This window comes from Burkholderia sp. 10_S31 (assembly GCF_056930375.1).
This window is the reverse complement of the sequence record NZ_JBXOWK010000003.1, coordinates 2,842,499-2,868,187: the sequence shown is the minus strand read 5'-3', so window position 1 is coordinate 2,868,187 and position 25,689 is coordinate 2,842,499. Positions and strand designations below refer to the sequence as shown.

Genomic DNA, 25,689 nt, shown 5'->3' with positions numbered 1-25,689 from the left:
CCCGCTGGCTACGATCGAAACGCCTGCCTGATTCGGCAGGCGTTTTTCGTTTCCGGAGCCAGTCATGTTCGAAGCCTTTTCCGTTTCCCTGTTCCGTCGCATCGCCGCCGATCTGCGGCGCGCGCGCCGCCCGGTGCCGCGCTGGCGGCCCGCCGGCTTCACGCTGATCGAGTTGATGATCGTGCTCGCGATCGTCGGCGTGATCGCGGCCTATGCGATTCCCGCGTACCAGGATTACCTCGCGCGGTCGCGCGTCGGCGAGGGGCTCGCGCTCGCGTCGTCCGCGCGGCTGGCGGTCGCCGACAACGCCGCGAGCGGCGCGGGCCTCGACGGCGGCTACAGTCCGCCCGCCGCCACGCGCAACGTCGAATCCGTTCGTATCGACGCCGATACGGGCCAGATCACGGTGGCGTTTACCGCCCGCGTCGCCGCGGCCGGTGCGAATACGCTCGTCCTGGTGCCGTCCGCGCCGGACAAGGCCGAGACGCCGACCGCACGGGTGCCGCTGAAAAAGGGCGCGATGCAGGCCGGCGCGATTGCCTGGGAATGCTTTGCCGCCGGCAAGGCTGCGTCGTCGCTTCCGGCGCCGGGAGCGGGTCCGTTGCCAGCGGAGGCGGCGACGTTGCCCGCGAAATATGCGCCGGCGGAATGCCGCGCGTAATGTCGACGGCGTACGGGCCGGTGCGTGACGGTGTGCACGGCGCGGCGTCTGCCGTGCCGGCCCGCCGTGCTGGCGCTGCCGTATCGGATGACGGCGCGACGGGCCCGCACAGAGGGAGGAAAGTTTTGTATAGTGCGCCGGTTGCTGACATCCGGTTTGCTCATGCCTTCTACTTTTTCCCGTTCGCTGCCGCTCGTTGCGCTGGCTGTCGCCCTGATCGTGCCGTACTCGATCACGAATCACACGTATCCGATCCCGACCTTTTATTCCGAATTTGCCGCACTGGTGCTGTATCTGCTGGTGGGGCTCTCCGTCGTCCTGCTTGCGCGCACGGGCCGCCCGGCCGAGCCGTTCGCCGCGCCGGCCGCGTTCGTCGCACCGCTCGGGTTCGCGGCGGTACTGATCGCGCAGGTCGCGCTGATGCCGCTGAAGGTGCCGTCAATGAACTGGCTCGCGGTCGGCTATCTGGCCGCTGCGCTGGTCGCGATGCAGGCCGGCTACACGCTCGCGCGCGAGGGGCTTGCCGAAGCCACCGCGCGAATGATGGCCGGCGCGCTGCTCATCGGCGGCGTGCTCGCCGTCGCGAGCCAGGTCGTGCAGTTGTTCCATCTCGAATCCGCCGTGTCGCCGTTCGTCGTGATGTACAACATCGCGGTCGATCGCCGTCCGTACGGCAACATGGCGCAGGCGAACCACCTGGCGACCTACATCGCGTTCGCGCTCGCGGGCGCGCTGTATCTGGTGCAGACGCGCCGGCTCGCGGCATGGGCATGGTTCGCGCTGTCGATCATGCTGTCGGTCGGTCTCGCGCTGACGGTGTCGCGCGGCCCGTGGCTGCAGGTCGCGGTGATGGTCGTCGCGGGATTCTGGATGGCATGGCTCGAGTCGCGCCGCACGCCGGGCAACCGCCGCGCATGGCTGATTCCGGTCGCGCTCGCGGTGGCCTTCGTTGCGGTGAACGTCGCGGTGCGCTGGGCCAACGTGCACTTCCACCTGGGGCTCGCCGAGTCGGCGGCCGACCGGATGCGCGACGCGGGGCAGATCGCGCCGCGCCTCGCGCTGTGGAAGTACGGGCTCGCGATGTTCCGCGAGCATCCGTTGCTCGGCGTCGGCTGGGGCGAATTCCCGTCGCACCAGTTCGCGCTCGTGCGCACGCTCGGCGGTGTCGAGATCGCGAACAACTCGCACGACATCTTCATCGACCTGCTCGCGAAATCCGGCCTCGCCGGTCTCGGCGTGCTCGTCGTCGCGCTCGTGACGTGGTTCGTGCGCGCGGTGCGCGCGCCGCAGTCGAGCACGCGCGTGTTCGGCCTCGCGCTGATCGGCATCCTGCTGATGCATGCGCTCGTCGAATATCCGCAGCAGTACATGTTCTTCCTGCTGCCGGCGATGTTCGTGATCGGCCTGCTCGACGTGAAGCCGCTGCGCATCCTGCCGGGCCGCTTGGCGTTCGGGCTGTTCGCGGTGCTGTCGGTCGGCGGCGTGCTGGCGGCGGTGCCCGTGCTGCGCGACTACCAGCGCGCTGAAGTGCTGTATTACGGCAACGACCCGGCTGCGCAGTACCGCGATGCGCCGTCGCTGCTATTCGGTGCGTGGGGCGATTACGGAGCGGCCACGCTGCTGACGATTTCGCCGGACAACCTGCCGCTCAAGCTCGTCGCGCACGAGCGCGCCATTGCGCTGCTGCCCGGCGAGACGGTGCTGCGCCGCTATGCGGCGCTGCAGGCGCTGGCCGGTCGCGAAGCCGACGCGCTCGATACGGTCGCGCGCCTGCATGTGTTCGCGAAGGAATTGAAGGACTGGCCGCAGCAACTGGCGTCGCTGTACAAGCTGTGCGACCAGCAGCCGGCGTTGAAGGCGTTCAAGGCGGCCGTCGTTGCGAAGTATGGGGACGTGCCGCCCGAAGCGGACGATGACGAGTCGGACGACGATTCCGAGTGATGTCGCGCAGCGCCGGGCGGGGAATCCCGGCGTTGGCCGGATTGCAGTGAGGCGGGGGAGCGGTGGCGTACCCGGACGGTGCGGCGATTGCTTCCCGCGGGGAATGGATGCCAGCCGAATCCGGCGCGATTCGCGTCAACCATTGTCAAATCGCTGCCATGCGCGGGGCGGCGCATGCACAATGCGCGAAAGCGTTCGCGTGCATGGCTGCCCGGTGCGGGCCGCCGACGCGAACGCTGGCCCCGGTCTCCGGGAACCCGCCAAGCAGGATCGCGACCGGTAGTCATCGGTCGTGCGGCCGTAACGGGGCGCCGGTCCGATGGCCGCGGCGCAGGGCGATGCACGCGACGCGGCCGGGCGATGTCCGCCGGCGCGGCGTTCGTCCGGAACAATACTGAAGAACGATATTCGACCATGGCCCTTCGCTCGACCATCCTGATCCTGCCTGCCGTCGCCTTGCTGTTTTCCGGCTGCGCGATGCTGTCGTCGTCGCAGGAAAGCAAGCTGACCTGCCACATTCCGCGCGCCGTCTATCCGGATGGCGCGAAGCCGCTCACACGTCCGGTCACCGTGCTCGTGCGCGCGCTGATGACGACCTCGGGCGAAGCGCAGAACGTTACCGTGACGACGAGCAGCCGCAACGCGGCGGCAGACCGCGCGGCCGTCGATGCGATGACGCATGCGACCTGCGCGCAGACCGGTGCCACCGCGAACCCGTTTCTGCTTACGCAACCGTTCGTGTTCGAGCCGCGACGCGCCGAATGATGCGCGGCCGGTGCGGCGGGTTATACCGCGTCGCGCCGTGTTTGCTGTCGTTTCCTGTCCGACGCCGCTATGCCGGAGCGCCGTCTCATCGCGCCGCCGAGGTTCAGTGCTACGGCATCAGGTTCGCACGGCGGCATGCCGGCTCGGCCGCATTGCGCAGTCCCAGCATCGTGAAGCCGTTGCGTTCCTGGTGGATCAGCGCATAGCGCCGCGCCACGGTGTTTCCATCCTTGCCCGTCAGATCCAGTTCCACCTGGAAGCGATCCTTGCTGTCCGAGCAGCCGCGTACGGGTCCACACGCGAACCCGATATCGGGCGCCTTGCTTTCCGCATTGAACGCCTGCCGGGTTTTCAGCGCCGCCGCTGCGGCCGCAGGTTCGCTCCATTCGCGCGCGAGCGCATCGTCCACGTCAAGCCATTCGTCGACGAAATCGCGGCCGTTGAACGTGTTCTTCTGATTTTCTATTGTTCGAAATGAGGAATCGTTACGGCCGACGATTCATCCCGAACTGCCCCGGACAGGCGTGCTTCAGCCCGCTACGTCCTCCGCCTTCTAGTCCCCCGACTTCCCGCCACGCTTCTCCCTCACGCTCACGTCGGTAATCACCATCCCCCGATCGACCGCCTTGCACATTCTGGTTCCGGTGCAAAGCCTTGGGTTGATGGTCTTGTAAATCAAAGACTTACTGTCGCCGAAGCGTTCGATCTTGCCCAAATCGGTTAATGAACTTGGACAGCGTTTGGACAAGACTTGGACAACAATACCTGCCCATTCGCCAAGCGTGCGTTTACGCGATTCGATGCATCCTTGGACATGCGTCGAAGCGTGGAGACATGCTGCACCGGCATTACGCGAGTCTCGATGTCGGTGATGTACCCGTTACGATGAACTGCGCCCAGTAACGCAATAGGCAACTTCGTTGCGCTCTCGCAGAGTTTGTCCAAGCAATGCCCGATTCCCGCATCAGCATCGGCAGTCTCCGCGCCTGCCGAACAGGCAGCGGCTATTTCGGCCTCGGACGTTGCCACGCAACAAACGTCGGATGCTTCATCGCAGGTTCAACAGGAAGCGCCCAAGTCAGCAGTGGTCGAAGCCAGCTTCGACTGTGGCAAGGCCACGTCCAAGATCGAGAAGCTGATTTGTTCGACGCCTGCCACGGCAGATGCAGACCGTCGCCTTGCCGCTGCATATCGTGTGGCTGCGGCGAAATCGAGTGATCCAGCGGGACTGAAGCAGCAGCAGCGAGACTGGCTGAAGGAACGCAACGCCTGTGACGATGCGACCTGCTTGGTACGCGTGACAGACGCCCGAATCCAAGCCCTGTCTGCGATGACTACATGAGGGGAATGCAATGAAACGACTGATTATTGGCCTGCTGCTGGCGGTTGGTGTGACGGCAGCGAACGCGCACGTTGTTGGCACCATCAACGACGGCGGCGAACGCATCACGCTGTCGGACAAGCGGTCATGCGACGGCTGCGAATTTGAGGCCAGTACGACCACGAAGGGCATGAATGCAAGCTGGAACTACACGGACATCGACGGCATCATCGAAGTTGACGAATCGGACGGTACCAGTCCTGCGCAGACGCGAAAGTACACCCTTGGCAAGGATGTTCGGCTGACCGCGTTCGGCAAGAAATTCATGGGACCGGCCAACGATTGAACTAATGGTAGGGTCATCGCGGGACGACAGTACGCCGGATGTCGTCCCGGCCCGCCATTCAAGCAAGACCGGCAGAATCCACGAACGGAGCGCCTATTGACGAAAATTTTCGAAGAATCCACAGTTTCCGAAGAATCCACAGTTTCCATCGAAGCCCTCGACGCCCACCTTCGCGATAGTGGCGTAGTTCCCTACAGCGTGCAGCCCGACTGCATCCGATTGCGCACGGATCAGGGCATCGGGTATCGCATCGCCCTCATCACCGACCGGAAGTTCATCCGGTTCGGCACATATCTTCCGTTGAACCGGCAGGCTCCCATCGAGCTGAAGCATGCACTGGCGAAGCGTCTTAACGAAGACGTGTTCCTCCCGGTCTTTACCATCGACCCGGACGAAGACCTGACTGTGGCCTACGCTCTTCCGTACATGAATGGGCTGATCGCGGGCAACTTTGTTGCCGTCGTGAACCGGTTCGCGGCACTGCTGGAATTCATCGTTCAGACGTACAACGACGACGGACTGATTGATTTCGGTACGCCGAGCGGTGGGTTGGCGATGCGACATTAGTCGGATGCCTACGTGGGGGAGATGAAATAAATTAGAAGGCTAGAATAAATTAAAATGAAAGAAATGGTGCATCTTCACCGATGAGGGTGCGTCGCCCGACGAAGATTCGCGTCAATGATCGTCAAATTCCCGCTGCGCAAACGTACAACTGTCATGAATTCGTCTTGTTCCGGATAAAATCGTCTGAGCGATGATTGTCGCTACGATGGACCGTCTGTTATCTCGCAATCTTGACGGTCGAACCTGAGAGACAAGGACAAGAACAGATGGCACTCGGACCGACAGATTCGGGGAGTTTGAGATATAGCGACATCTTCGACGCGATCAACCGGGGCCTCATGCAGCATGGCCGTTTGCTGACATTGCGCACCCCGCTGGGCGATAACGTACTCACGCCCGTTCGCGCGAAAGGCTGGTCGAAGATCGGCCGTGATTATCGCTGGACTGTTGATGCGGTATCCACGCGCGACGACATCGAATTGCTCGCTCTGATGCATCAGCAGGTGTCGTTGTTGATTCAGCAATCGACAACACGCTATGCCGACGCGGAGTATCGTCCGATTCACGGCTTCGTGCGTCAGATCAGGCAGTTGGGGGCTGATGGTGCGCTTTCGCTTTACCAGATCGAGTTCGCGTCCGCCCTGTTCTTCTTGGGCGAAGGTCGTGACGATCATTACTGGCTGGATTCGAACGCCGTCCAGAGCATCAGCACCGTCTTCGACAAATACCCTCAGTTGCACGGGCACTACCGATTCAATCTCAGCAGCCAGCCAAGTACGCGCACATACACGCGACAGAGCGAATCGGATTTGAATTTCGTTCAACGTCTGCTGGAAGACGAAGGGTGGTACTTCTATTGGGAACATGCGACCGTCAAGGACAACAACCCGCCGAAGACCACATTGGTGATCGTGGACAGCATCTCGGCGTTGCCGCAAGCGCACGATGTCACGTATTCCCGAAGCAATACGGGCGATGAAATCGATGGCTTGACGCAGTGGGTGATGCAGCAGACTGCACAGCCAATGGAGTTCAAGTCCACCTCGTTCGATCAGGATCGACCGGGTACCAGCTTCGCGGCGAGTAGTCTGATGGAGGCGACGACATACACGGTCCAGCATTACCGGGACAAGGAAACCCTCAGTGTTCCGGGCATCCCGGCGACCGTGTACGAACCGACGACCCTGGGCTACCCGGATTCCGACAGCGGTGCCCGCCGTGCGCGGATTAGGACGCAGGCATGGGACGCGATGGCCCGTCGCTTTATCGGCGTCGGCGGCGTGCGTTGGCTCGATGCAGGGTCGAGATTCGTGCTGAACGACCATCCGCGCCACGATGGCCGTGATCCAAAGGACCGCGAGTTTCTGGCGGTCGAGATGCACTGGTTCATCCTGAACAACGTCCCGTTTGCCCGTCAATCGGTAGCGTTTCCATTCAGTCTGCAACCGGAGTTTGACCGCGTTCAGGCGGAATATGAACAGGCGTCCGTGTCTCGTCCTCATGCCGATGACGATTCGGTCGGTTTCTTCTTGATGAAGACCGAAGCCCAGCGCACCGATGTCGTGTATCGAAGCCCGTTCGAACATAAGAAGCCGGTGATGCAGCTTGAACATCTGCTTGTCGGCGCGCCGAGTGGCGAGGAAGCGTGGACGAACGAGAACAATGAGATTCGCGGTCGGTTCGCATGGGACCATCAAAGCCCGTCGGGCGAGTACAACACGTCGCCGTGGCTGCGAGTGATGCAAGGTGATACCGGTGATGGGTACGGCGCAGTCCATGTCCCGCGTAGTGGCGAGTGGGTTGCCATCGGATACTGGCAAGGTGATTGTGATCGCCCCTTCGTCATGGGGCGGTTGCCGGGTGGCACCACCCAGCAGCCGTGGCATTCGGATGTGCTGAAGTCGGGCCAGCAGTCGCGCGGTTTCGGCAATACGGGGGCATACAACGCCCTGATTCACGATGATTCCACGCATCAGGGCGGTCAGCGGCTGACAAGTTATACCGGGGGCACCTATCACCTGTTTCATCAGGGCTACCTGATTGACCAGACGGGCAACACGCGCGGCGGATATCGCGGGATTGGCTACAAGCTTCATACTGATGCGTTCGGTGCGATGCGCGCGAATCAGGGGATGGCGATCAGCACACAGCACAAGTCGCCGGACGCCGAACAATTGGATGTGCGAGAGGCAAGCCAGCAATTGTCGCGTGCGGGGAATTTGGTCGATTCGTTATCGGAAGCCAGCAAGGGGCATCAGGCAGCGGACCTCAAGTCAGGCCACGATGCGTTGAAGCACTTCGCGGACGCTTTGGAATTGCCGCAGACGCCCGAGGCCAAGGGGGGGCGTACGGCGGGTGGTGGCACAGGCACCGCGAACGCTTTCAAGGAACCCGTGATGCTGCTGGACAGCCCAGCGGGAATTGCGGCATCAACGCAGCAATCTGTGCATCTCTCGGCAGACCAACTCCTCAATCTTGTCAGCGGCCAGACCACGACTGTTGCGTCGGGGCAGTCGTTGATCGTCGCGGCGCTTAACCTGATCAGCCTCTTTGCGCAGAACGGCGGCATGAAGGCCATCGCTGGCAAGGGTGACATCGATATTCAGGCGCACGCGGGCGTGATCGATCTGGCGGCTCAATTGGCGTTGCACATCCGGTCCGTGACGGATGTCATCGAAGTCGCCTCTGGCAAGGAAGTCCGGATTCTGTGCGGCGGCGCAATCGTCCAGATCAGTCAGGACGGCAGCATCAATATCCACTCACCGGGCAAGATCGACTTCAAGGCCGCCAGCTATTCGTTCGCTGGACCTGCGCGGGTCGATATCACGAACCCGGCGTTCAAGGATTCGCCGGTCCAGAAACTGTCGCTGAACACGTTCGCATCGCCCTCGGCGAAGAATGCTGCCCCGGCTGGCATGCCCTATAAACTGTATGCCGATGGTGCGCTGGTCAAGCAAGGTGTGTTCGACAAGACTGGGCAGCTGCCTATCGATCATCACGTATCGACGCAGAAGTACACGTTGGAATTCGCGAACGGCGTGAAGCACGATATTCCAGTCCCTGGCGAGTATCACGATACCGTGAATGGTGAACTTGCGAATCAGGGGTTCCTGTTCCACGAAAATAGCGATGCACCGGACGTTGCGCCGTCGGGTGACCGGGCGTCACATCGAACGCGTTACAGCAATCTGTTTGATCCAGACTCGGGGGATGAGGTATGACAGCCAAGACGATCACCACACCGATGGCGCTCAACAAAACGTCGAGTGCATCGACAACCTTGCCATGGTTTGTGGACCTGAACGACGAGGGTAAGCGCGTTGAATTTCATCCTGTTCCATGTTCCTACAAACCTCTGGTCAATGGTAAAGAAGCATTCGGCGCGGTTTACGATGCGATTGCCGCCGCTCGCTTTAGCGTGGAAATCATCTGCTGGGGTTTTCAGCCGTCGATGTATTTCAAGCGTGGGAACAACGAGACATCACTCAATATCGGCGATCTACTGATCAAGAAGGCGCTAGAGGGAGTTCGCGTTCGGATATTATGCTGGGCAGATACTGTGCCAGTATCACAATATTCCGAAAACTCGACGCCGGGTATGACTTGGCTAAGGCATTTGTTTACACAAAATGAACATGGCGGCGAGAGAGACTATGACCGCGCATGGTTCAAGGCTGCGAGAGCCGTCCCTCCTTCCCCGTTTCGAGAGAAAAACGTACAAAAGCAGGCTGACGAGTTTCGAGTGCGACATGCAGCAGGTTTGCCGCCTCCCGAACCGAGAAAGTCGGTTGCCTTACAAGGGATACCATGTATCGAGATGATGACTCGCGACTTTTCACTGACGGATCGTCACGAAATCATTCACAGAGAGATGTTGTTTCGGGAGGACAAGGAACTTCCCACTGAGACGATTGTGAATGGCTTGGCCGCAGAGCCTTCACATCATCAGAAATCGGTGATGGTCGATTACGAAGACCCAGACAATGCTGTTGGTTTTGTGATGGGGCACAACACGCTCGATGCATACTGGGACGACGATAAGCATTCGTATGCACGCATGTATCCGCGTTTCGGTCGCAATGGTGCGACACCGAGGCAGGATATGTCCGCAGTGGTCACGGGACCTATCCTTGAACATCTGAACGTGAATTTCACTCGTGCATGGGAACGGGCAACGGGTGTCGATTTGACGACACCTCGGAAACCGTTGGCGTCGAAGCTCAAGGTTGACCGGAGTCGAGGAACGGTAGTAATGGCGCAACTGCTGCGCACGCAGTCGCAGGAGGGGCGTCGTGACATTCGGTCGATGTACAAGCAGACGACCGACAATGCGACTCAATATATTTACATCGAGAATCAGTATTTCCGGTGGCCGCCACTCGTTGAACATATCAAGAATGCGATCAACAAGCAGACTGCGTGGGGGCGCGATAGTGGCAAGCATGGCCCTCTGTACTTCTTCGTGGTTACGAACTCCAATGCTGAGGCATTGGATCACGGGCAGGTGTCGACCTATCGAATGATGGAATCGCTCGGACATGCGGGCACGATACCGAATGTGGCTCGGGCGGAGCGACTGGATCAGCAGCGAGAATTGACTTCGCAACTCAATGATATCGACTACAGTGAGCAGCAAGCGGTGGAGTATGGTTCTGGGTCGCGAGAACAGTATGCGCAATTCTTCGCCAAAAATGAGGTGCGACGGAAGGAGTTGCTGAAGCAGCGGGAAGCGGTGGATAGCAAGATCAAGTCAGATCATCAGAACGGCAGAATTCTTCCCAGTGACATTCCGGGGTTGAAAACGCTCATCTGTACGTTGGTCGCGCCAGATTCACCAGCTGGTCAGTGGATGGATGTGTATGTACACAGCAAGATCATGATCATTGATGACGTGTTCTTGACGCATGGTTCAGCCAACATCAACACCCGAAGTATGGAGGTCGATAGTGAGTTGAATATTTGCCACGAACATGGCGATGTGACCAAGGCGCTTCGGAAGCGACTGTGGACGATTCATACGAAGCCGGCCTCTTTAGATGGGCGGAGGGTTGATTCGGATGTCGATGTTAATAGTGCACAAGCATCAGGTGACAACATCGGGGACGCGTTTAAGGCTTGGGGGCGCTTGATTTCTAGAAATGCTATACGTCGAAATTCAAAAAAAGAGTCGCCATATGCGTCGCTTGTTGAATTTGCCAGTGATACAACAACACGAAGCAGACTTGATTGACTATGCGCATACTTGCCATCTTCTCTGTTGTATGTTTTTTGACCGCTTGTTCGAAGAACGAAAGTGCCATGAATCCGTTATCCGACGTTAGCGCCGTGCGCTTGAATCTTGCCTTCACGTGTACGCGTGAAGTCGATCATTTGCCGCCACTCGATGCTGAGGCTGACAAGCTTTTTCAGTACGCTAGATATCTCGAAAAGAGAGAGGGGCCGAAGGATTTCAATGATGTTGCCCGATACTATCGCATAGCTTCAGCATTTGGGCACTACAAAGCAAACCACAATCTTCAAATTCTAATCTCGTCTGGAATGGCGTCATCGCCCGACCCGGAAAGAGAAAGCGTTGATCTTGCCGAACAGCTTATCAAGGAGGGGGTGCCAAGTGGTTATTACGATTTTGGGCACTATCTTCTGAACGGCTATGGTCTCAAGCAGGATGGGGATGCAGCAAGACGATACATCCGAAAAGCGGCAGATTTGGGGAGCGCAGATGCACAATATTATGTTGCGAAACTCCTTGATCCAGCCGATGCTGCTCCTGAGATCGCACACCAGATGTTCATGTGTGCTGCGAATCAGGGGCACGCTGAAGCCTCAGATTATCTCGGCGTTGGTTTTCAAGATAATGGGAAGTATGATGAAGCACTAAGTGCATTTCAGAACAGCGCCAAGGCCGGGAACACGCAAGCGGCATTTTTACTTCAGAATGCCTTTGATGCGCGTGGAGGGAAAGATCCGATATATGGTCTTGGTGTACATCCCGACATAGAGCGTAGTCGTCGATACAACTTGATCGGCAAGTTCATCGATAGTAATGACGGCCGCAATCCCAAGGTTCCGGACATCGACAAGATCGTGCCGCTTCCGCCCGCGAAGCTTCCGCCTTGGGACGGTACGTTCCAATGGCAGAAAGAGCAGGACGCTTCGGTTCCGCCACAGAAGCCGTCGGATGAAGTCATCGACCAGATGGCGAAGGCGAAGCACCTCGACCCGGCAACGGGGTTACCTCTGGCAAATCCAGTAGAGAAGACTTCTCAAGATGACCAGCCTGTGAACGTCGCAGCACGCCTTCCTTTGGGGACCGTCGCACATACCGGTCAGCAGTGCCCGGAAGATGGGGTGTGGTGCGCGAAACTGGATGCCGGTCAGGTCGGCGATGCGAAACGCAGGTTTCTAAAGGGCGACTCGTTGCCGTCCGTCGTCGTGCATGAACCACGACGGCTTGCGGTTCTCGACAGCATGATGGGTACGCGGCAACACATGGCACCCGTTGCATGGGAACTTGTCGCATACCTTGATCAGGCTTGATCTGGTTCCATACCGGGAAGACTACAGGCGGATGGCCCCTTTTGTAACCGACAGGAAGATCGCTCGACGTGAACCAACCTAATGAAGCGAAGAGGCGTGCGCACCCAGTGACGTTGATAGGGTTTGGTTGGTTGTTGTTCGTCCTTGGACTGCCTTGCTGGGCACTTGCGAGCAGCGCGCTTCAGATATTCGCACCGTATGCCGACTGGCCCAAGATGGCGGGAATGATCGCCGTGCCGGTGCCGTTGCTATTTGTTGCCGCTTGGAAGTACGACAGTGAGTACACGGGCGAAATCGGTCCTCTTCTGGTGGGCTGGTGTGTGGGCGTTGGAATGGCGCGACTCGCTTTTTTAATCGGAGGCTTGGCCCCGCATGGATGATTGCTTGGCAAAGATCACGCCTTTGTACTCGTTCGTTTCGGGATGTGACTTGGGCAACAACAAATGACCCGATATATGATCCTCGACGGCGATCACACGACCGTGGCCGGAACGGTCCGGGCAAGGGCAACGCCGTTTGAACTTGATGGCAAGCACATCGCACATGAAGAGGACGATGTGTTTTGCCCGGTGTGTAAAACGATTGGCAAGATTCAGTGCGACGGCCCACGGTTGCCGATGACAGGACCAGACGGTCGGCGTGTGGCACTCAGTGATGACCTTTGTATCTGCAAGTGTGTGCCGCCGCCGAAGCTCATCCCGTCTCAGCAGGTCATGTCGATTGACGCGTGATGTCTCGGTGCGCACCTACCTTGGGGGCCGGACTTGTTGGAAGGTGATATAAGGCAACGCAGCGGCTAATCGCGGCGTTGACTGGTCAACCCAGCTTTCGGGCCAAGTCGGTTGCGGACGGGTGGTAGTACCGCTTCAACATCGTCAAACTACGATGGCCCGAGACAGCGGCGAGTTCGATGACATTCGGCAGCTTCTGGGCCATCCGCGTGATGGCGGTATGCCGTAGGTCGTGCCAGTGGAAGTCCGCTATTCCTGCCCGCGCGCACGCTTTCCGTAACGCTGCATGCAACGTGAGTCCCTTGACCGGAATGACCCGGCCGTCGATGGATCGTGGCAGTGCCGCTAACGTAGCGACGGCCTTCTTGGATAGTGGAACTGTCCGTGCGGTCCCGTTCTTGGTCATCGGTAAATGTGCCGTCTGGGCTTCAAGATTGACGTCCGACCATCGAAGTGCGACCAGTTCGCCGCGTCGCATGCCGGTTTCTAAGCTCAGGATCGTTGCTGGAAGCAGCCAGACATTAATGCGGCCAACCGGAACCAGTTCAGCAAGAAGCCGTGCCTCTTCTTCTATGGACAGTACCCGGTCCCTGCCTTGCGGGGCGGTTGGTTTGCGGATCAATGCGATGGGATTGGGGATGTTGATGTCCCACTCCCGACGAGCGTGGTTGATGATGGCCGACAGGAACGCCAGTTCACGAATCACGGTCGCGGGTTTCACCTGTTTCAGTCGTTCGTCCCGGTAGGCTGCGACAGCCTTCGGCGTCAACGCCGCCATGCTGAGTTTTGCCAGTGTCTTGCGGCAAGTGGCACGAAGCCGAATGATTGCGTCAGGGCCACTACGTTGCGTCGGACATACGTCGGTGATGTAGAGGTTGATGATGTCTTCGAGCGTGTTCGCTTCGGCCTCACTGCGACTGACGAAGCTTCCGCGATCCATCTCCGTTTCGACGGATCGCGCCCATCGCTCCGCATCGGTGCGAGTGTTGAACGTTTTTGCTTCGTCGGCGAATCCTCGACGCCGAACACGTACTTGCCATTTCCCATCTCGTTGGCGAATTGAAGCCATTCCAGTCTCCTGTGGGACAGGAGTGGGACAAGATCGATTCTTCGTATGCCAGCAGTCAGGTTCGAGGCGATTTCGTCAGACGAAGGTGATACCGGGGGGCGGTATGGAATCGAGGAAAGGACTTACGAAACAAAGCCTTAACCCTCCGCCTTCCAGTCCCCCGACTTCCCGCCACGCTTCTCCCTCACGCTCACCTCGGTAATCACCATCCCCCGATCGACCGCCTTGCACATGTCGTAGACGGTCAACAACCCGACCTGCACCGCAGTCAGCGCCTCCATCTCGACCCCGGTTCGCCCGAACGTCTCGACCTGCACGACGCAGTGCACGCCCGGCAGCGCGTCGTCGAGTTCGAACTCGACGGCCACGCGCGTCAACGCGAGCGGGTGACACAGCGGAATCAGATCCGCCGTGCGCTTCGCGCCCTGGATCGCGGCAATACGCGCGACGCCGAGCACGTCGCCTTTCTTCGCCTTGCCGTCGCGAATCAGCGCGAACGTCGCCGGCAGCATCCGGATCGTGCCGCGCGCGATCGCGATGCGTTGCGTTTCCTGCTTGCCGCCAACGTCGACCATGTGTGCGTGGCCGGCGGCGTCGAAATGGGTAAGTCCTGACATGTCATGCTCCAGTGGAACGGAGGAAGCGCGAGCACGTTCCTCGATCCTGCTTCACGATCGGCCGGGGCGTTGAATCCGGTAAGCGCGCCCCGATCCGATGCAATCTTTCAACGGGCGCCTATCATAGCAGCGGCATCCGCGGCGCCAAGCGCGCAGACGGCGCATCCGCCGCAGCGGACAGTCGGGATCGCATCGGTACAATGACCCGAATATTCAGACCAAACGTCGCGATGCGCGCCCGGCGCGCGGGACGGTATCGCCTTTATCCTGCCATGCGTGTCAAACAGTTGCTTGCCGTGTTGCTGTCGGCGGCGCTCGTGGTGCCGCCGAGCGGCTACGCGCAGCGCACGTCCGCGCTGCCGCTCGAGCCGGCGGCCGGCGCCGCGCCGACGATTTCCACGGTGCCGTCCGGCATCGCGACCGGCGTATTCGGCACCTACGGCGGCGCGGAAAGCCGGTTTTCCGGCGCCGACGGCGCATCCGCGCCCGTCGCGAGCCTGCGCGCACCGCTGCGCGCGCTGGAACTGCCCGACCTCGGCGACGGCTCCGGTGGCGCGCTCACGCCGCAAGCCGAACGCCGTCTCGGCGAGCGCGTGATGCGCGAGGTGCGGCGCGACCCGGACTATCTCGACGACTGGCTCGTGCGCGACTACCTGAATGCGGTTGCGAAGCGGCTCGCGGCCGCGGCGGCGGCGCGCTACATCGGCGGCTACACGCCGGACTTCGAGCTGTTCCCGGTGCGCGATCCGCAGATCAACGCGTTTTCGATGCCAGGCGGTTTCATCGGAATCAACAGCGGGCTGGTCGTCACGACGCAGACGGAGTCTGAACTCGCATCGGTGGTCGGCCACGAGATGGGCCACGTGCTGCAGCGACACATCGCGCGGATGATCGGCGCGAACGAGAAGACCGGCTACACCGCGCTCGCGACGATGCTGCTCGGCGTGCTGGCGGGCGTGCTCGCGCGAAGCGGCGATCTCGGCAGCGCGATCGCGATGGGCGGGCAGGCGTACGCGGTGGACAACCAGCTGCGCTTCTCGCGGTCGGCCGAGCGCGAGGCCGATCGCGTCGGTTTCCAGCTGCTCGCGGGCGCCGGCTACGATCCGTACGGGATGCCGGGTTTCTTCGAACGGCTCGAGCGCGCGTCGATGGGCGACGCGGGTGTGCCGGCCTATGCGCGCACGCACCCGCTGACGGGCGAGCGGATCGCCGACATGGAGGATCGCGCGCGCCGCGCGCCGTACCGGCAGCCGCGCCAGTCGGCCGAATACGGCTTCGTGCGCGCGCGGCTACGCATTCTGCAGAACCGCGCACCGAACGACATCGCGGCGGAGGCGCGCCGGATGCAGCTCGAGATCGACGATCGCACGGCACCGAACGTCGCGGCGAACGAGTACGGGATCGCGCTCGCGAACGCGCTGCTCGGCCAGTACGACGCGGCGGACAAGGCGCTCGCGTCGGCCCGCACTGCATTCGATGCACGCGAGCGGCGCGCGGACGATCCGGCGACGAGTTCGCCGAGTCTCGACGTGCTCGCCGCCGACATTGCCCGCCGCGCGGGCCGAACCGACGACGCGGTGCGGCTCGCGGCGCTCGCGCAGCGGCGCTGGCCGGCATCGCACGCGGCGATCGTCGCGCACCTGCAGGCGCTGATCGCCGCGCGCCGCTTCACCGAAGCGCAGACGCTCGCGCGAACGCAGGCGCAAGCGGACCCCGAGCAGCCGGACTGGTGGGACTATCTCGCGAAGGCGAGCGATGGCAAGGGCGACATACTCGCGCGGCGCCGGGCGCTCGCGGAGAAGCTGGCACTCGACGGCGCGTGGCCGTCGGCGATTCGCCAGCTGAAGGAGGCGCGCGACGCGAAGGACGTGTCGTTCTACGACCAGTCGATCATCGGCGCGCGGCTGCTGGAATTCGAGGCGCGCTACAAGGAAGAGCGCGAGGACGAGAAGAACGGCCGCGGATAACGGCCGTCGGGCGGGCAGGGCGGTTGCGCGTCAGTTTTCGGCGCCGCCGTCCGGCGCGGCGCGGTGCGCCCGCTGCGCGGGGCTCGCGACGAAACCGAACGTCGCCGGCACGTCGACGCACGCGACGTTGCCGAGCGGCAGCGTGCGCCCGTCGCGCCAGCGCAGCACGGGCGGTATCGCGTCGAAGTCCGCATGATCGGCGAACAGGCCGAGGTCGTGGTCGTGCAGCGCGGCGATGCGCGGCGGCGTGCCCACCGCGCGAAACAGCACGCCGCCCGCATCGTCGAGCCACGCGGCGTCCGGCTCGAACGGCGCACCGGTCTGGTCGGCCAGCGTCAGTGCTCCGTCGCGCTCGGCCAGGCGCACGACCCACGGCGTATAGGCGAGCTCGACGTACACGCGCTGCGGCCCGTTCTGGAAGAACCACTGGCCGTGCGCATCGCATTCGTAGTTGCGCCCGATGAACGCGTTGAGCGCCGCATGCCGGATCGGCGAGCCGAGCTCGCCGGCGGCCTGCGCGGCGTCGTCGCGCAGCCGCCACTCGCCGCGCCGGTCGAGCAGCAGCCAGCCGGTGCAGTACGGAACGTTCGGCCATTTGGCGAGGGCCTGCCTGACGATGTCATCCATGGTCGACGAATTTCGAGCAATAGCCGAACACCCGCGCCGACAGCCAGTCGAGGCGGCCGGGGAACGGCCCGGTCATGAATCCCGCGTGGCCGCCGTGCGCGGGCTGGTCGAGCTCGACGGCCGGCGATACGTCGGCGGCGCTCGGCAGCGCGGATTCGGGCAGGAACGGATCGTTGCGGGCGTTGAGGATCAGCGTGGGCACGTCGATCGCGGGCAGCAGCGGGCGCGTCGTGGCCTGCGTCCAGTAGTCGTCGGCGTCGGCGAAGCCGTGCAGCGGCGCGGTCACGACCTCGTCGAAGTCGCGCATCGTCACGGCCCGCAGCATCGCGTCGCGGTCGAACAGCCCCGGATACTGGTCGAGCTTCGCAAGCGCCTTGCGCTTCAGCGTCTTCAGGAAGCTGCGCGTATAGACCATCGCGAAGCCCTGCGACAGCGCGCGGCCGCCCGCATGCACATCGATCGGCGTCGAAATCGCGGCGGCCGCGTGCACGATCGACGTGTCGCTGCGGTGCTCACCGAGCCAGCGCAGCAGCACATTGCCGCCGAGCGACACGCCGGCCGCGACGACCGGCCCGCGATGCTGCGCGGCAAGCCGGCGCAGGATCCAGTCGACCTCGGCGCTGTCGGCGAGATGGTAGAAGCGCGGCTGCCGGTTCAACTCGCCGCTGCAGCTGCGAAAGTGGGGGACGACCGCGTGCCAGCCCTTCGCGCGCGCCGTGGCCATCATTGCGAGTGCGTAGTGCGAGCCGGAACTGCCTTCGAGGCCGTGGAACAGCACGAACAGCGGCGCGTCGGGCGGCGGCGCGGCACTGTCGAGATGCGCGACCCAGTCGAGATCGATGAAGTCGTGGTCGGGGGTTTCCCATCGCTCTCGCCGGTACGCAACCGCCGGTCGTCGTGCGAACAGCGCGGGCACGATGGTTTGCGCATGGCTGTTCGGCAGCCAGCGTGGTGCGCGATAGCGCAGTGAATCGTCGTCGGGGGCCGGGGCCCCGGTCAGCGGCGAGGTGGGCGGAGAAGCCGTACTCATGATCGCCCCGCTAATGCGTTGCTTCGTTCTTCGTCAGTGCAGCGGACCCTGCCCGTGACGGATCTTCGCGGCGAATTGTCCGGCCGCTTGTTCAGGAATCGGGCTCGCGTGAATATGCGCGATGCGCCACTCGCCACGTTCGTGAATCATCACGTACGTCGCGAAAACCATGTCGGGTTCGGCCGTCAGGTCGGCCTGCTGATGTGCTTCGGCGATCGTATAGACGACGGTGCCGAGGCTGTCGTACACGCGGATGTCGAGCGGTTCGATCGTCACCGGGCGCGTCGCGAGCCGGTTGGCGAGCCCGCTGCGGATCTGGTCGAGGCCATGCAGATGCTCGCCGTCGGCCCAGACGCAGCTGGCGAAGTCCTCGTCGATCCACAACCCCAGCAGCGCGTCGAGATTGGCATCGGCGACGGCCTGGTAGTAGGCGTTCAGCGTATCGGCAGCGGCTTCGAAAAGGCGGGCAAAACGTGGCATCGGGGTTGTCTCTCGCGCGCGTCGCGCGCCGTATTCAGCACGGCGGCCCGGATGGAGCCGCCGTGCACCGGTGAATCGGATTGCCCGGCGCGTCGTGCGACGCTGCCGGTCAGGGTCAGCGCTGCCCGACGAGCATGCCGCGCAAATCGCCGAATACCTGCTCCGGACCGAGTTCGCGCAGACAGTTCAGATGGCCGAGCGGGCACTCGCGTTCGAAGCAGGGACTGCATTCGAGATGCAACCATTGTACCTTCGCCAGCTCGGACAGCGGAGGGGTGTGGCGCGGATCGGTCGATCCGTACAGCGCGACGAGCGGCCGGCGCAGCGCGGCGGCGACGTGCATCAGCCCCGAATCGTTGGTCACGACCGCGTTCGCGCGCGCGATCAGCGCGCACGCCTCGGACAGCGATGTCTGCCCGCACAGGTTGCGCACGTTCGGCGCGTGGTCGGCGATCGCCTGGGCGGCGGCGGCGTCCTTCTGTGAACCGAGCGCGACGATCTGCGTGTACGGGAACGACTGGTGAACGATCGTCGCGAGCGTCGCGAAGTGCTCGGGCGGCCAGCGCTTGGCCGGGCCGTACTCGGCGCCCGGGCAGAACACGACGAGCGGCTTGCGCGTATCGAGGTTGAAACGCGCGGATACGCGCGCCGTCTCGTTGAGATCGGCGTCGAGACGCGGCGCGGGCAGCGTCTTCATCGACTCGGGCAGCTTCGCGCCCGGCGCATACGCGAGCGCCGCGTAGTGCGTCGTCATCGGCGCTCGCTCGGCCGACTTGTCGGGGTTCGCGTGCCGCACGTTCAGCAGGCCGTAGCGGTGCTCGCCCGTGTAGCCGATCCGCAGCGGGATGTTCGCGAGCCACGGGATCACCGCGGACTTCAGCGAATTCGGCAGCACGTACGCCGCGTCGTAGCCGACGTCGCGCAGGTCGCTCGCGAGCTGCCAGCGACGCAGCAGCTGCAGCTTGCCGTGCGCGAGGTCGGTCGCGTAGACATCGTGGATCTCGGGCATCCGCTCGAGCACGGGCGCGACCCAGGTGGGCGCGACTGCATCGATCGCGATGCGGGGATGGAGCTTCTTCAGCAGCGCAAAAAGCGGCTGCGCCATCAATGCGTCACCGATCCAGTTCGGTGCGATAACCAGCGCTCGACGCATCAGGTCGACTTCCGATGTCGTAATGAAGCACGGCGCGCATGCACCGCGTTCGGGTTGTCAGAACAGGAAAAGGGCGGCGCGCCGGAACGCCGGCTGCGCCGCCTCGCGTGCGACGGGCCCGCAGGCCCGGGCCGGGCTCAGTGGCCCTTGACCACCTCGCCGTCGCGCAGCTTGTAGCGCGTGCCGCAGTACGGGCAGCGCGCCTCGCCGTGCGACACGTCGATGAAGACGCGCGGGTGCGCGCTCCAGCGCGCCATGGCCGGGTTCGGGCAGTAAGCGGGAAGATCCTTGGCCGTCAGCTCGACCAGCGGCATTTCCTTGATTTCACTCATGAGACTTTCTCTTATCACTCTTTTGTGGGGCGGTCGGTGGCGCGGCGCTCTCAGACCTTGGTCAGCCAGTGCGCGTACTTCGCGTTCTTGCCCGACACGATATCGAAAAACGCCGACTGGAGCTTTTCCGTGACCGGGCCGCGCGCGCCGCTGCCGATCGTGCGGTTGTCGAGCTCGCGGATCGGCGTGACTTCGGCGGCCGTGCCGGTGAAGAACGCTTCATCGGCCGTGTAGACCTCGTCACGCGTGATGCGCTTCTCGATCACCTCGATGCCGGCGTCCTTCGCGAGCGTGATGACCGTGTCGCGCGTGATGCCGTCGAGGCACGACGCCAAGTCGGGCGTGTACAGCTTGCCGTTGTTCACCAGGAAGAAGTTCTCGCCGGAGCCTTCCGACACGTAGCCGTCGACGTCGAGCAGCAGCGCTTCGTCGTAACCGTCGGCGGTGGCTTCCTGGTTCGCGAGGATCGAGTTCACGTACCAGCCCGACGCCTTCGCGCGGACCATCGACACGTTCACGTGGTGGCGCGTGAACGACGACGTCTTCACGCGGATGCCCTTCGCGAGGCCGTCCTCGCCGAGGTATGCGCCCCACGGCCACGCGGCGATCGCGACGTGGATCGTGTTGCCCTTCGCGGACACGCCGAGCTTTTCCGAGCCGACCCAGATGATCGGGCGCAGGTAGCACGACTCGAGCTTGTTCTCGCGCACGACTTCGAGTTGCGCGGCTTCGAGGGTTTCCCGGTCGAACGGCACGTCCATCTGGAAGATCTTCGCCGAGTTCAGCAGGCGCTTGGTGTGCTCGTGCAGGCGGAAGATCGCGGTGCTGCCGTCGGCCGTCTTGTACGCGCGCACGCCCTCGAAGACGCCCATGCCGTAGTGCAGCGTATGGGTCAGGACGTGGATCTTGGCGTCGCGCCAGTCGATCAGCTTGCCGTCCATCCAGATCTTGCCGTCGCGGTCGGCCATTGACATAGGATTCTCCTGGGAAGCAGTGGTACAGCGGGTTGTGTGCAGCGTTGAGCCGGAAAGACGCTTATTTTAGCGTCATTTGGCGTCGATCCGGTCGGTCGGCTCAGGGCCGGGGCTATAATCGTCCGGCACCGATTCCAATAACGACGGGCCGTGCCGGCAGGAGACGCCGGAGCCCGGACGAACTGCCCGCCGCGGCCCGCTCTCCCATGCTCGCTCGATTGTCCGCCACCGACCGCTTCGCGCTGATCCAGGGCGCGCGCGACTATTCCCCGACACTGATGGCGATCCTGTCCTGGGGGCTCGTCACCGGTGTCGCGATGAGCAAGTCGGTGATGACGCTCGGGCAGGCGAGCGCGATGTCGATCTTCGTCTATGCGGGCTCGTCGCAGCTCGCGGTGCTGCCGCTTCTCGTCGCGAAGCTGCCGATCTGGACGATCCTGCTCACCGCCGCGATGGTCAACATGCGCTTCGTGATCTTCAGCGCCGGGCTTGCTCCCCATTTTTCCTACCTGCCACTGTGGCGGCGCCTCGCGATCGGCTATTTCAACGGCGACGTGATCTACCTGCTGTTCCAGAAACAGGGCTTTGCGTACGGCCACGTGCCGGGCAAGGAAGCGTATTTCTGGGGGATGGCGCTCGCGAGCTGGGCGTCGTGGCAGGTGTCGTCGCTCGCCGGCATCCTGCTCGCGAGCTTCTTTCCCGCGAGCTGGGGGCTGGAGCTGGCCGGCACGCTCGCGCTGATCCCGATCATGGTGGCGGCGGTCGCGAACCGCTCGACGCTCGCGGCCGTCGCGGTCGCGGGCATCGTGTCGCTGATCGCGTTCGACCTGCCGTACCGGCTCGCGCTGCCGATCGCGGTGCTGGCCGCGCTCGCGGCCGGCTGCACGGCCGACTTCTTCGTCGAACGCGCCGACTGGCGCCGCATCCGCACCGAAACCGTGCACGAAAAGGAAATCGATTGAGCGCGACTGAAATCTGGATCGTGATCGTCGGGATGACGATCGTCACGGCCGTCACGCGCGCGCTGTTCCTGCTCGGCGGCGAACGCACCGTGCTGCCCGAGCGCGCGCAGCGCGCGCTGCGCTACGCGCCGGCCGCCGCGCTCGTCGCGGTCGTCCTGCCCGACGTGCTCGAGACGCCGGCCGGGCTGTCGTTCGCGCTGTCCAACCATCCGTTCTATGCGGCGCTCGCCGGGCTCGGCTGGTTTTTGTGGCGGCGCAGCATGCTCGGTACGATCATCGTCGGAATGCTCGTTTTCACGGTGCTGCGACTGATCTTCTGACGAACTGCCACGCTACTGCCACGCCGGTTGGCCCGGCAACGGCCGTCAACGCTGGTGTATTGTTGCGTTGCGGCAATATGTCGGCGACCGCGTCCGATCTCAAATAGGCGGAATTCGCCGCCGCACCGGCCAGTCTGCCGGATGGATCGGCTAGAATGCCCGTTCGAGATTTTTTACCCGTGCGCGTCATGCGAACCGCCAGCCACGGCCGCATGCGGCGCCCTTTCGCGGCAGCCCGCGCACGTCCAGCGTGACCCCCTTTTCCCCATCCACTACTTCAATCTGTTCAACATGAGCCAAGTCAAGCGTCTTACCGACCTGATCGCCGCCGGCCAGCTCGCCGGCAAGCGGGTGTTCATCCGCGCCGACCTGAACGTCCCGCAGGACGATCACGGCAACATCACCGAAGACACGCGCGTGCGCGCGTCCGTGCCGGCCATCCAGGCCGCGCTCGACGCCGGCGCGGCCGTGATGGTCACGTCGCACCTCGGCCGTCCGACCGAAGGCGAATTCAAGCCGGAAGACTCGCTCGCGCCGGTCGCGAAGCGCCTCGCCGAGCTGCTTGGCCGTGATGTACCGCTCGTCTTGAACTGGGTCGAGAACGGCGTGAACGTCGCGCCGGGCCAGGTCGTGCTGCTCGAGAACTGCCGCGTGAACAAGGGCGAGAAGAAGAATTCGGACGAGCTCGCCCAGAAAATGGCGAAGCTCTGCGACGTGTACGTGAACGACGCGTTCGGCACCGCGCACCGCGCCGAGGCGACCACTCACGGGATCGCGAAGTACGCGCCGGTCGCGTGCGCGGGCCCGCTGCTGGCCGCCGAACTCGACGCGCTCGGCAAGGCGCTCGGCAACCCGGCGCGTCCGCTGGTTGCGATCGTCGCGGGCTCGAAGGTGTCGACCAAGCTGACGATCCTCAAGTCGCTGGCCGGGAAGGTCGACCAGCTGATCGTCGGCGGCGGCATTGCGAACACGTTCATGCTCGCGGCTGGCCTGTCGATCGGCAAGTCGCTCGCGGAAGCCGATCTCGTTGCCGAGGCGAAGGCGATCATCGACGAAGCGCGCGAGCGCGGCGCGTCGGTGCCGATCCCGACCGACGTCGTGACGGCCAAGGAATTCTCGCCGACGGCCGCGGCCACGGTGAAGCAGGTCGCCGACATCGAAGCGGACGACATGATCCTCGACATCGGCCCCGATACGGCCAAGGCGCTCGCGAGCCAGCTCGAGAAGGCCGGTACGATCGTGTGGAACGGCCCGGTCGGCGTGTTCGAGTTCGACCAGTTCGGCAACGGCACCAAGACGCTCGCCGAAGCGATCGCCAAATCGTCCGCGTTTTCGATCGCGGGCGGCGGCGATACGCTCGCGGCCATCGCGAAGTACGGCATCCACGACCAGGTCAGCTACATCTCGACGGGCGGCGGCGCCTTCCTCGAGTTCCTCGAGGGGAAGAAGCTGCCGGCGGTGGAAGTGCTCGAAACGCGGGCGGCCTGAGCGTGGCGGCGCGCGCAGGGGTGACGAGGGCCGCGCGCTCCGCGAAAGCGGAGCAGCCGGCCGGCACGGGCAAGCGCAAACGCGCGCCCGCGCGGGCGAACTCGGCCCCGCGCGCACCGGCGGCTGCCGGCGACGCGGCCGTACAGCACCACGAGATTCAGAACAAAGCGATGCCGGGCGCAAGCACCGGCACGCTCCCCGGAACGGCCGCCGCTGGGCTCGCCGATTCCGGCTCTCGCAGCGTTTCACCCAGCGCATCCACCTTGATCCAGATGAGGAGTTTCATGCAGCGCGCCACCAAGATAGTCGCCACGATCGGCCCGGCTTCCAGTTCGCCGGAGATTCTGCTGCAGATGATGCAGGCGGGCCTCGACGTCGTGCGGCTCAATTTTTCGCACGGCACGGCCGACGATCACCGCCAGCGCGCCGAGATGGTGCGCGAGGCCGCCCGCAGGGTCGGCCGCGAGATCGCGATCATGGCCGACCTCCAGGGCCCGAAGATCCGCGTCGGCAAGTTCGAGAACGGCAAGACGACGCTGACGCCGGGCCAGGCCTTCATCCTCGACGCGGGCTGCGAGCTCGGCAACGACGAGCGGGTCGGCCTCGACTACAAGGAACTGCCGCGTGACCTGAAGCCGGGCGACCTGCTGCTGCTGAACGACGGCCTGATCGTGCTGACCGTCGAGCGCGTGCTCGGCGACGAGATCCACACGATCGTCAAGGTGGGCGGCGAGCTGTCGAACAACAAGGGGATCAACCGCCAGGGCGGCGGCCTGTCGGCACCCGCGCTGACCGCGAAGGACATGGAGGACATCCGCACGGCAATGTCGCTCGGCGCGGATCTCGTCGCGGTGTCGTTCCCGAAGAACGCGACCGACATGGAAATGGCGCGCCAGCTCGCGAACATCGCGGGCGCGCCGTACGGCATCAAGCCGAAGATGATTGCGAAGATCGAGCGCGCGGAGGCGATTCCGGCGCTGCAGAGTATTCTCGATGCGTCCGACGGGATCATGGTCGCGCGCGGCGACCTCGCGGTGGAAGTCGGCAACGCGGCCGTGCCGGCGCTGCAGAAGCGCATGATCCGGATGGCGCGCGAGTCGAACAAGCTCGTGATCACCGCGACGCAGATGATGGAATCGATGATCCACGCGCCCGTGCCGACCCGCGCGGAAGTGTCGGACGTCGCGAACGCGGTGCTCGACGGCACCGACGCGGTGATGCTGTCGGCCGAGACGGCCGCCGGCAAGTACCCGGTCGTCACGATCGAGACGATGGCGGCCGTGTGCGTCGAGGCGGAAAAGTCCGAGCACGTCGAGCTGGACAAGGATTTCCTCGACCGCACGTTCACGCGGATCGACCAGTCGATCGCGATGGGCGCGCTGTTCACCGCATACCACCTCGGCGCGAAGGCGATCATCGCGCTGACCGAATCGGGTGCGACCGCGCTGTGGATGTCGCGTCACTACACGCACGTGCCGATCTTCGCGCTGACGCCGCGCGTCGGCAGCGAGCGCACGATGGCGCTGTACCGCAACGTGACGCCGCTGCACGTCGACTTCAACAGCGACCGCGACTCGGCGCTGCAGGCGGCGCTCGAGATCGTCGTCAAGCAGGGCTACGTGCAGCACGGCGACATGGTCGTGCTGACCGTCGGCGAGCCGATGGGGCAGGCGGGCGGCACCAATACGCTGAAGATCGTGCGGGTCGGCGAGCATTACTGAGCGCCGGCGTGCGCCGGGCCGGTCCGTCGACCGGCCGCCCGAGCTGATCGGGCGCCGTTTTTCAGATGAAAGCCGCGTGG

The 25,689-nt window shown here is 63.3% G+C and carries 25 protein-coding genes and 2 pseudogenes; 16 read left to right on the top strand and 11 right to left on the bottom strand.

Features of this window, described 5'->3' with window-relative positions:
• Positions 1-64: 64 nt before the first annotated feature.
• The 3 genes from AC1Z3W_RS33505 to AC1Z3W_RS33495 all read left to right on the top strand — a co-directional run bounded on the left by AC1Z3W_RS33505 (position 65) and on the right by AC1Z3W_RS33495 (position 3,367).
• Positions 65-661 carry a pilin gene (locus AC1Z3W_RS33505; protein ID WP_057926654.1) on the top strand — a complete coding sequence of 199 codons (597 nt, stop codon included), beginning with the start codon at positions 65-67 and terminating at the stop codon, positions 659-661.
• Between the two features lie 162 nt (positions 662-823).
• Positions 824-2,602, top strand: coding sequence for a PglL family O-oligosaccharyltransferase (locus AC1Z3W_RS33500; RefSeq protein WP_057926655.1), 1,779 nt, complete (start codon positions 824-826; stop codon positions 2,600-2,602).
• Between the two features lie 414 nt (positions 2,603-3,016).
• The gene (locus AC1Z3W_RS33495; protein WP_057926656.1) at positions 3,017-3,367 is read left to right on the top strand and encodes a TonB family protein; all 351 of its coding nucleotides are present in this window, start codon (positions 3,017-3,019) and stop codon (positions 3,365-3,367) included.
• A gap of 109 nt (positions 3,368-3,476) precedes the next feature.
• Here the strand turns inward: AC1Z3W_RS33495 and AC1Z3W_RS33490 are convergent.
• Together AC1Z3W_RS33490 and AC1Z3W_RS33485 are read right to left on the bottom strand one after the other, a co-directional pair.
• Positions 3,477-3,809 (bottom strand): annotated as a pseudogene (locus AC1Z3W_RS33490) (hypothetical protein); the annotation flags it as partial.
• Between the two features lie 111 nt (positions 3,810-3,920).
• Positions 3,921-4,019 (bottom strand): annotated as a pseudogene (locus AC1Z3W_RS33485) (molybdenum cofactor biosynthesis protein); the annotation flags it as partial.
• Between the two features lie 285 nt (positions 4,020-4,304).
• Here AC1Z3W_RS33485 and AC1Z3W_RS33480 point away from each other — a divergent pair.
• The 8 genes from AC1Z3W_RS33480 to AC1Z3W_RS33445 all read left to right on the top strand — a co-directional run bounded on the left by AC1Z3W_RS33480 (position 4,305) and on the right by AC1Z3W_RS33445 (position 12,869).
• Positions 4,305-4,709, top strand: coding sequence for a lysozyme inhibitor LprI family protein (locus AC1Z3W_RS33480; RefSeq protein WP_160327450.1), 405 nt, complete (start codon positions 4,305-4,307; stop codon positions 4,707-4,709).
• Between the two features lie 10 nt (positions 4,710-4,719).
• The gene (locus AC1Z3W_RS33475) at positions 4,720-5,034 is read left to right on the top strand and encodes a hypothetical protein (RefSeq protein WP_057926658.1); all 315 of its coding nucleotides are present in this window, start codon (positions 4,720-4,722) and stop codon (positions 5,032-5,034) included.
• A 96-nt stretch (positions 5,035-5,130) separates the two neighbouring features.
• Positions 5,131-5,601 carry a hypothetical protein gene (locus AC1Z3W_RS33470; protein ID WP_057926659.1) on the top strand — a complete coding sequence of 157 codons (471 nt, stop codon included), beginning with the start codon at positions 5,131-5,133 and terminating at the stop codon, positions 5,599-5,601.
• Positions 5,602-5,867: 266 nt separating this feature from the next.
• Positions 5,868-8,822 carry a type VI secretion system Vgr family protein gene (locus AC1Z3W_RS33465; RefSeq protein WP_483509342.1) on the top strand — a complete coding sequence of 985 codons (2,955 nt, stop codon included), beginning with the start codon at positions 5,868-5,870 and terminating at the stop codon, positions 8,820-8,822.
• Positions 8,819-10,831 carry a phospholipase D-like domain-containing protein gene (locus tag AC1Z3W_RS33460; RefSeq protein WP_483509341.1) on the top strand — a complete coding sequence of 671 codons (2,013 nt, stop codon included), beginning with the start codon at positions 8,819-8,821 and terminating at the stop codon, positions 10,829-10,831. Before AC1Z3W_RS33465 ends, AC1Z3W_RS33460 begins: the two co-directional genes overlap by 4 nt.
• Positions 10,832-10,833: 2 nt before the next feature.
• Positions 10,834-12,138, top strand: coding sequence for an SEL1-like repeat protein (locus AC1Z3W_RS33455; protein WP_483509637.1), 1,305 nt, complete (start codon positions 10,834-10,836; stop codon positions 12,136-12,138).
• Between the two features lie 68 nt (positions 12,139-12,206).
• Positions 12,207-12,518: a hypothetical protein gene (locus tag AC1Z3W_RS33450; RefSeq protein WP_124833658.1), complete on the top strand. Its 312-nt coding sequence runs from the start codon at positions 12,207-12,209 to the stop codon at positions 12,516-12,518.
• 63 nt (positions 12,519-12,581) lie between these two features.
• The gene (locus AC1Z3W_RS33445) at positions 12,582-12,869 is read left to right on the top strand and encodes a PAAR domain-containing protein (protein WP_483509340.1); all 288 of its coding nucleotides are present in this window, start codon (positions 12,582-12,584) and stop codon (positions 12,867-12,869) included.
• Positions 12,870-12,954: 85 nt separating this feature from the next.
• Here the strand turns inward: AC1Z3W_RS33445 and AC1Z3W_RS33440 are convergent, their stop codons facing one another.
• Together AC1Z3W_RS33440 and moaC are read right to left on the bottom strand one after the other, a co-directional pair.
• A complete protein-coding gene (locus AC1Z3W_RS33440; protein ID WP_483509339.1) occupies positions 12,955-13,938 on the bottom strand; it encodes a tyrosine-type recombinase/integrase in 984 nt (327 codons plus the stop codon).
• A 137-nt stretch (positions 13,939-14,075) separates the two neighbouring features.
• Complete coding sequence (moaC, locus tag AC1Z3W_RS33435) at positions 14,076-14,555, bottom strand: cyclic pyranopterin monophosphate synthase MoaC (RefSeq protein WP_057929322.1); 480 nt, start codon at positions 14,553-14,555, stop codon at positions 14,076-14,078.
• Between the two features lie 272 nt (positions 14,556-14,827).
• Between moaC and AC1Z3W_RS33430 the strand changes: the two genes are divergently transcribed.
• Positions 14,828-16,522, top strand: a complete 1,695-nt coding sequence (locus AC1Z3W_RS33430; RefSeq protein ID WP_057929321.1) for a M48 family metalloprotease — start codon at positions 14,828-14,830, stop codon at positions 16,520-16,522.
• Positions 16,523-16,552: 30 nt separating this feature from the next.
• Here the strand turns inward: AC1Z3W_RS33430 and AC1Z3W_RS33425 are convergent, their stop codons facing one another.
• The 6 genes from AC1Z3W_RS33425 to AC1Z3W_RS33400 all read right to left on the bottom strand — a co-directional run bounded on the left by AC1Z3W_RS33425 (position 16,553) and on the right by AC1Z3W_RS33400 (position 21,118).
• The gene (locus AC1Z3W_RS33425) at positions 16,553-17,149 is read right to left on the bottom strand and encodes a DUF2946 family protein (protein WP_483509338.1); all 597 of its coding nucleotides are present in this window, start codon (positions 17,147-17,149) and stop codon (positions 16,553-16,555) included.
• Complete coding sequence (locus AC1Z3W_RS33420) at positions 17,142-18,179, bottom strand: hydrolase (protein ID WP_057929319.1); 1,038 nt, start codon at positions 18,177-18,179, stop codon at positions 17,142-17,144. Before AC1Z3W_RS33420 ends, AC1Z3W_RS33425 begins: the two co-directional genes overlap by 8 nt.
• 33 nt (positions 18,180-18,212) lie before the next feature.
• On the bottom strand, positions 18,213-18,659 hold the full coding sequence (locus AC1Z3W_RS33415; protein ID WP_006749968.1) for a nuclear transport factor 2 family protein: 447 nt from the start codon (positions 18,657-18,659) through the stop codon (positions 18,213-18,215).
• 115 nt (positions 18,660-18,774) lie between these two features.
• Complete coding sequence (gene waaF / locus AC1Z3W_RS33410; RefSeq protein ID WP_057929318.1) at positions 18,775-19,812, bottom strand: lipopolysaccharide heptosyltransferase II; 1,038 nt, start codon at positions 19,810-19,812, stop codon at positions 18,775-18,777.
• Positions 19,813-19,949: 137 nt separating this feature from the next.
• Positions 19,950-20,144 (bottom strand): zinc-finger domain-containing protein, encoded by a 195-nt coding sequence (locus AC1Z3W_RS33405; RefSeq protein ID WP_006749970.1) that lies wholly within the window; start codon positions 20,142-20,144, stop codon positions 19,950-19,952.
• Positions 20,145-20,194: 50 nt separating this feature from the next.
• Positions 20,195-21,118, bottom strand: coding sequence for a branched-chain amino acid transaminase (locus AC1Z3W_RS33400; protein ID WP_082664882.1), 924 nt, complete (start codon positions 21,116-21,118; stop codon positions 20,195-20,197).
• Positions 21,119-21,324: 206 nt separating this feature from the next.
• Between AC1Z3W_RS33400 and AC1Z3W_RS33395 the strand changes: the two genes are divergently transcribed.
• From AC1Z3W_RS33395 to AC1Z3W_RS33385, 3 genes are all read left to right on the top strand, one after another.
• Positions 21,325-22,080, top strand: a complete 756-nt coding sequence (locus AC1Z3W_RS33395) for an AzlC family ABC transporter permease (protein WP_057929316.1) — start codon at positions 21,325-21,327, stop codon at positions 22,078-22,080.
• The gene (locus AC1Z3W_RS33390) at positions 22,077-22,400 is read left to right on the top strand and encodes an AzlD domain-containing protein (RefSeq protein ID WP_124833665.1); all 324 of its coding nucleotides are present in this window, start codon (positions 22,077-22,079) and stop codon (positions 22,398-22,400) included. The genes AC1Z3W_RS33395 and AC1Z3W_RS33390 overlap by 4 nt, the downstream gene beginning before the upstream one ends.
• A gap of 291 nt (positions 22,401-22,691) precedes the next feature.
• On the top strand, positions 22,692-23,888 hold the full coding sequence (locus tag AC1Z3W_RS33385) for a phosphoglycerate kinase (protein WP_483509337.1): 1,197 nt from the start codon (positions 22,692-22,694) through the stop codon (positions 23,886-23,888).
• Between the two features lie 157 nt (positions 23,889-24,045).
• On the opposite strand, the gene AC1Z3W_RS33380 is transcribed toward AC1Z3W_RS33385, so the two are convergent.
• Positions 24,046-24,174 (bottom strand): hypothetical protein, encoded by a 129-nt coding sequence (locus tag AC1Z3W_RS33380; RefSeq protein WP_260428264.1) that lies wholly within the window; start codon positions 24,172-24,174, stop codon positions 24,046-24,048.
• Between AC1Z3W_RS33380 and pyk the strand changes: the two genes are divergently transcribed.
• Entirely contained in the window at positions 24,173-25,609 is a 1,437-nt protein-coding gene (gene pyk / locus AC1Z3W_RS33375; protein ID WP_057929313.1) for a pyruvate kinase, read from the top strand. The genes AC1Z3W_RS33380 and pyk overlap by 2 nt on opposite strands.
• Positions 25,610-25,689: the final 80 nt, after the last annotated feature.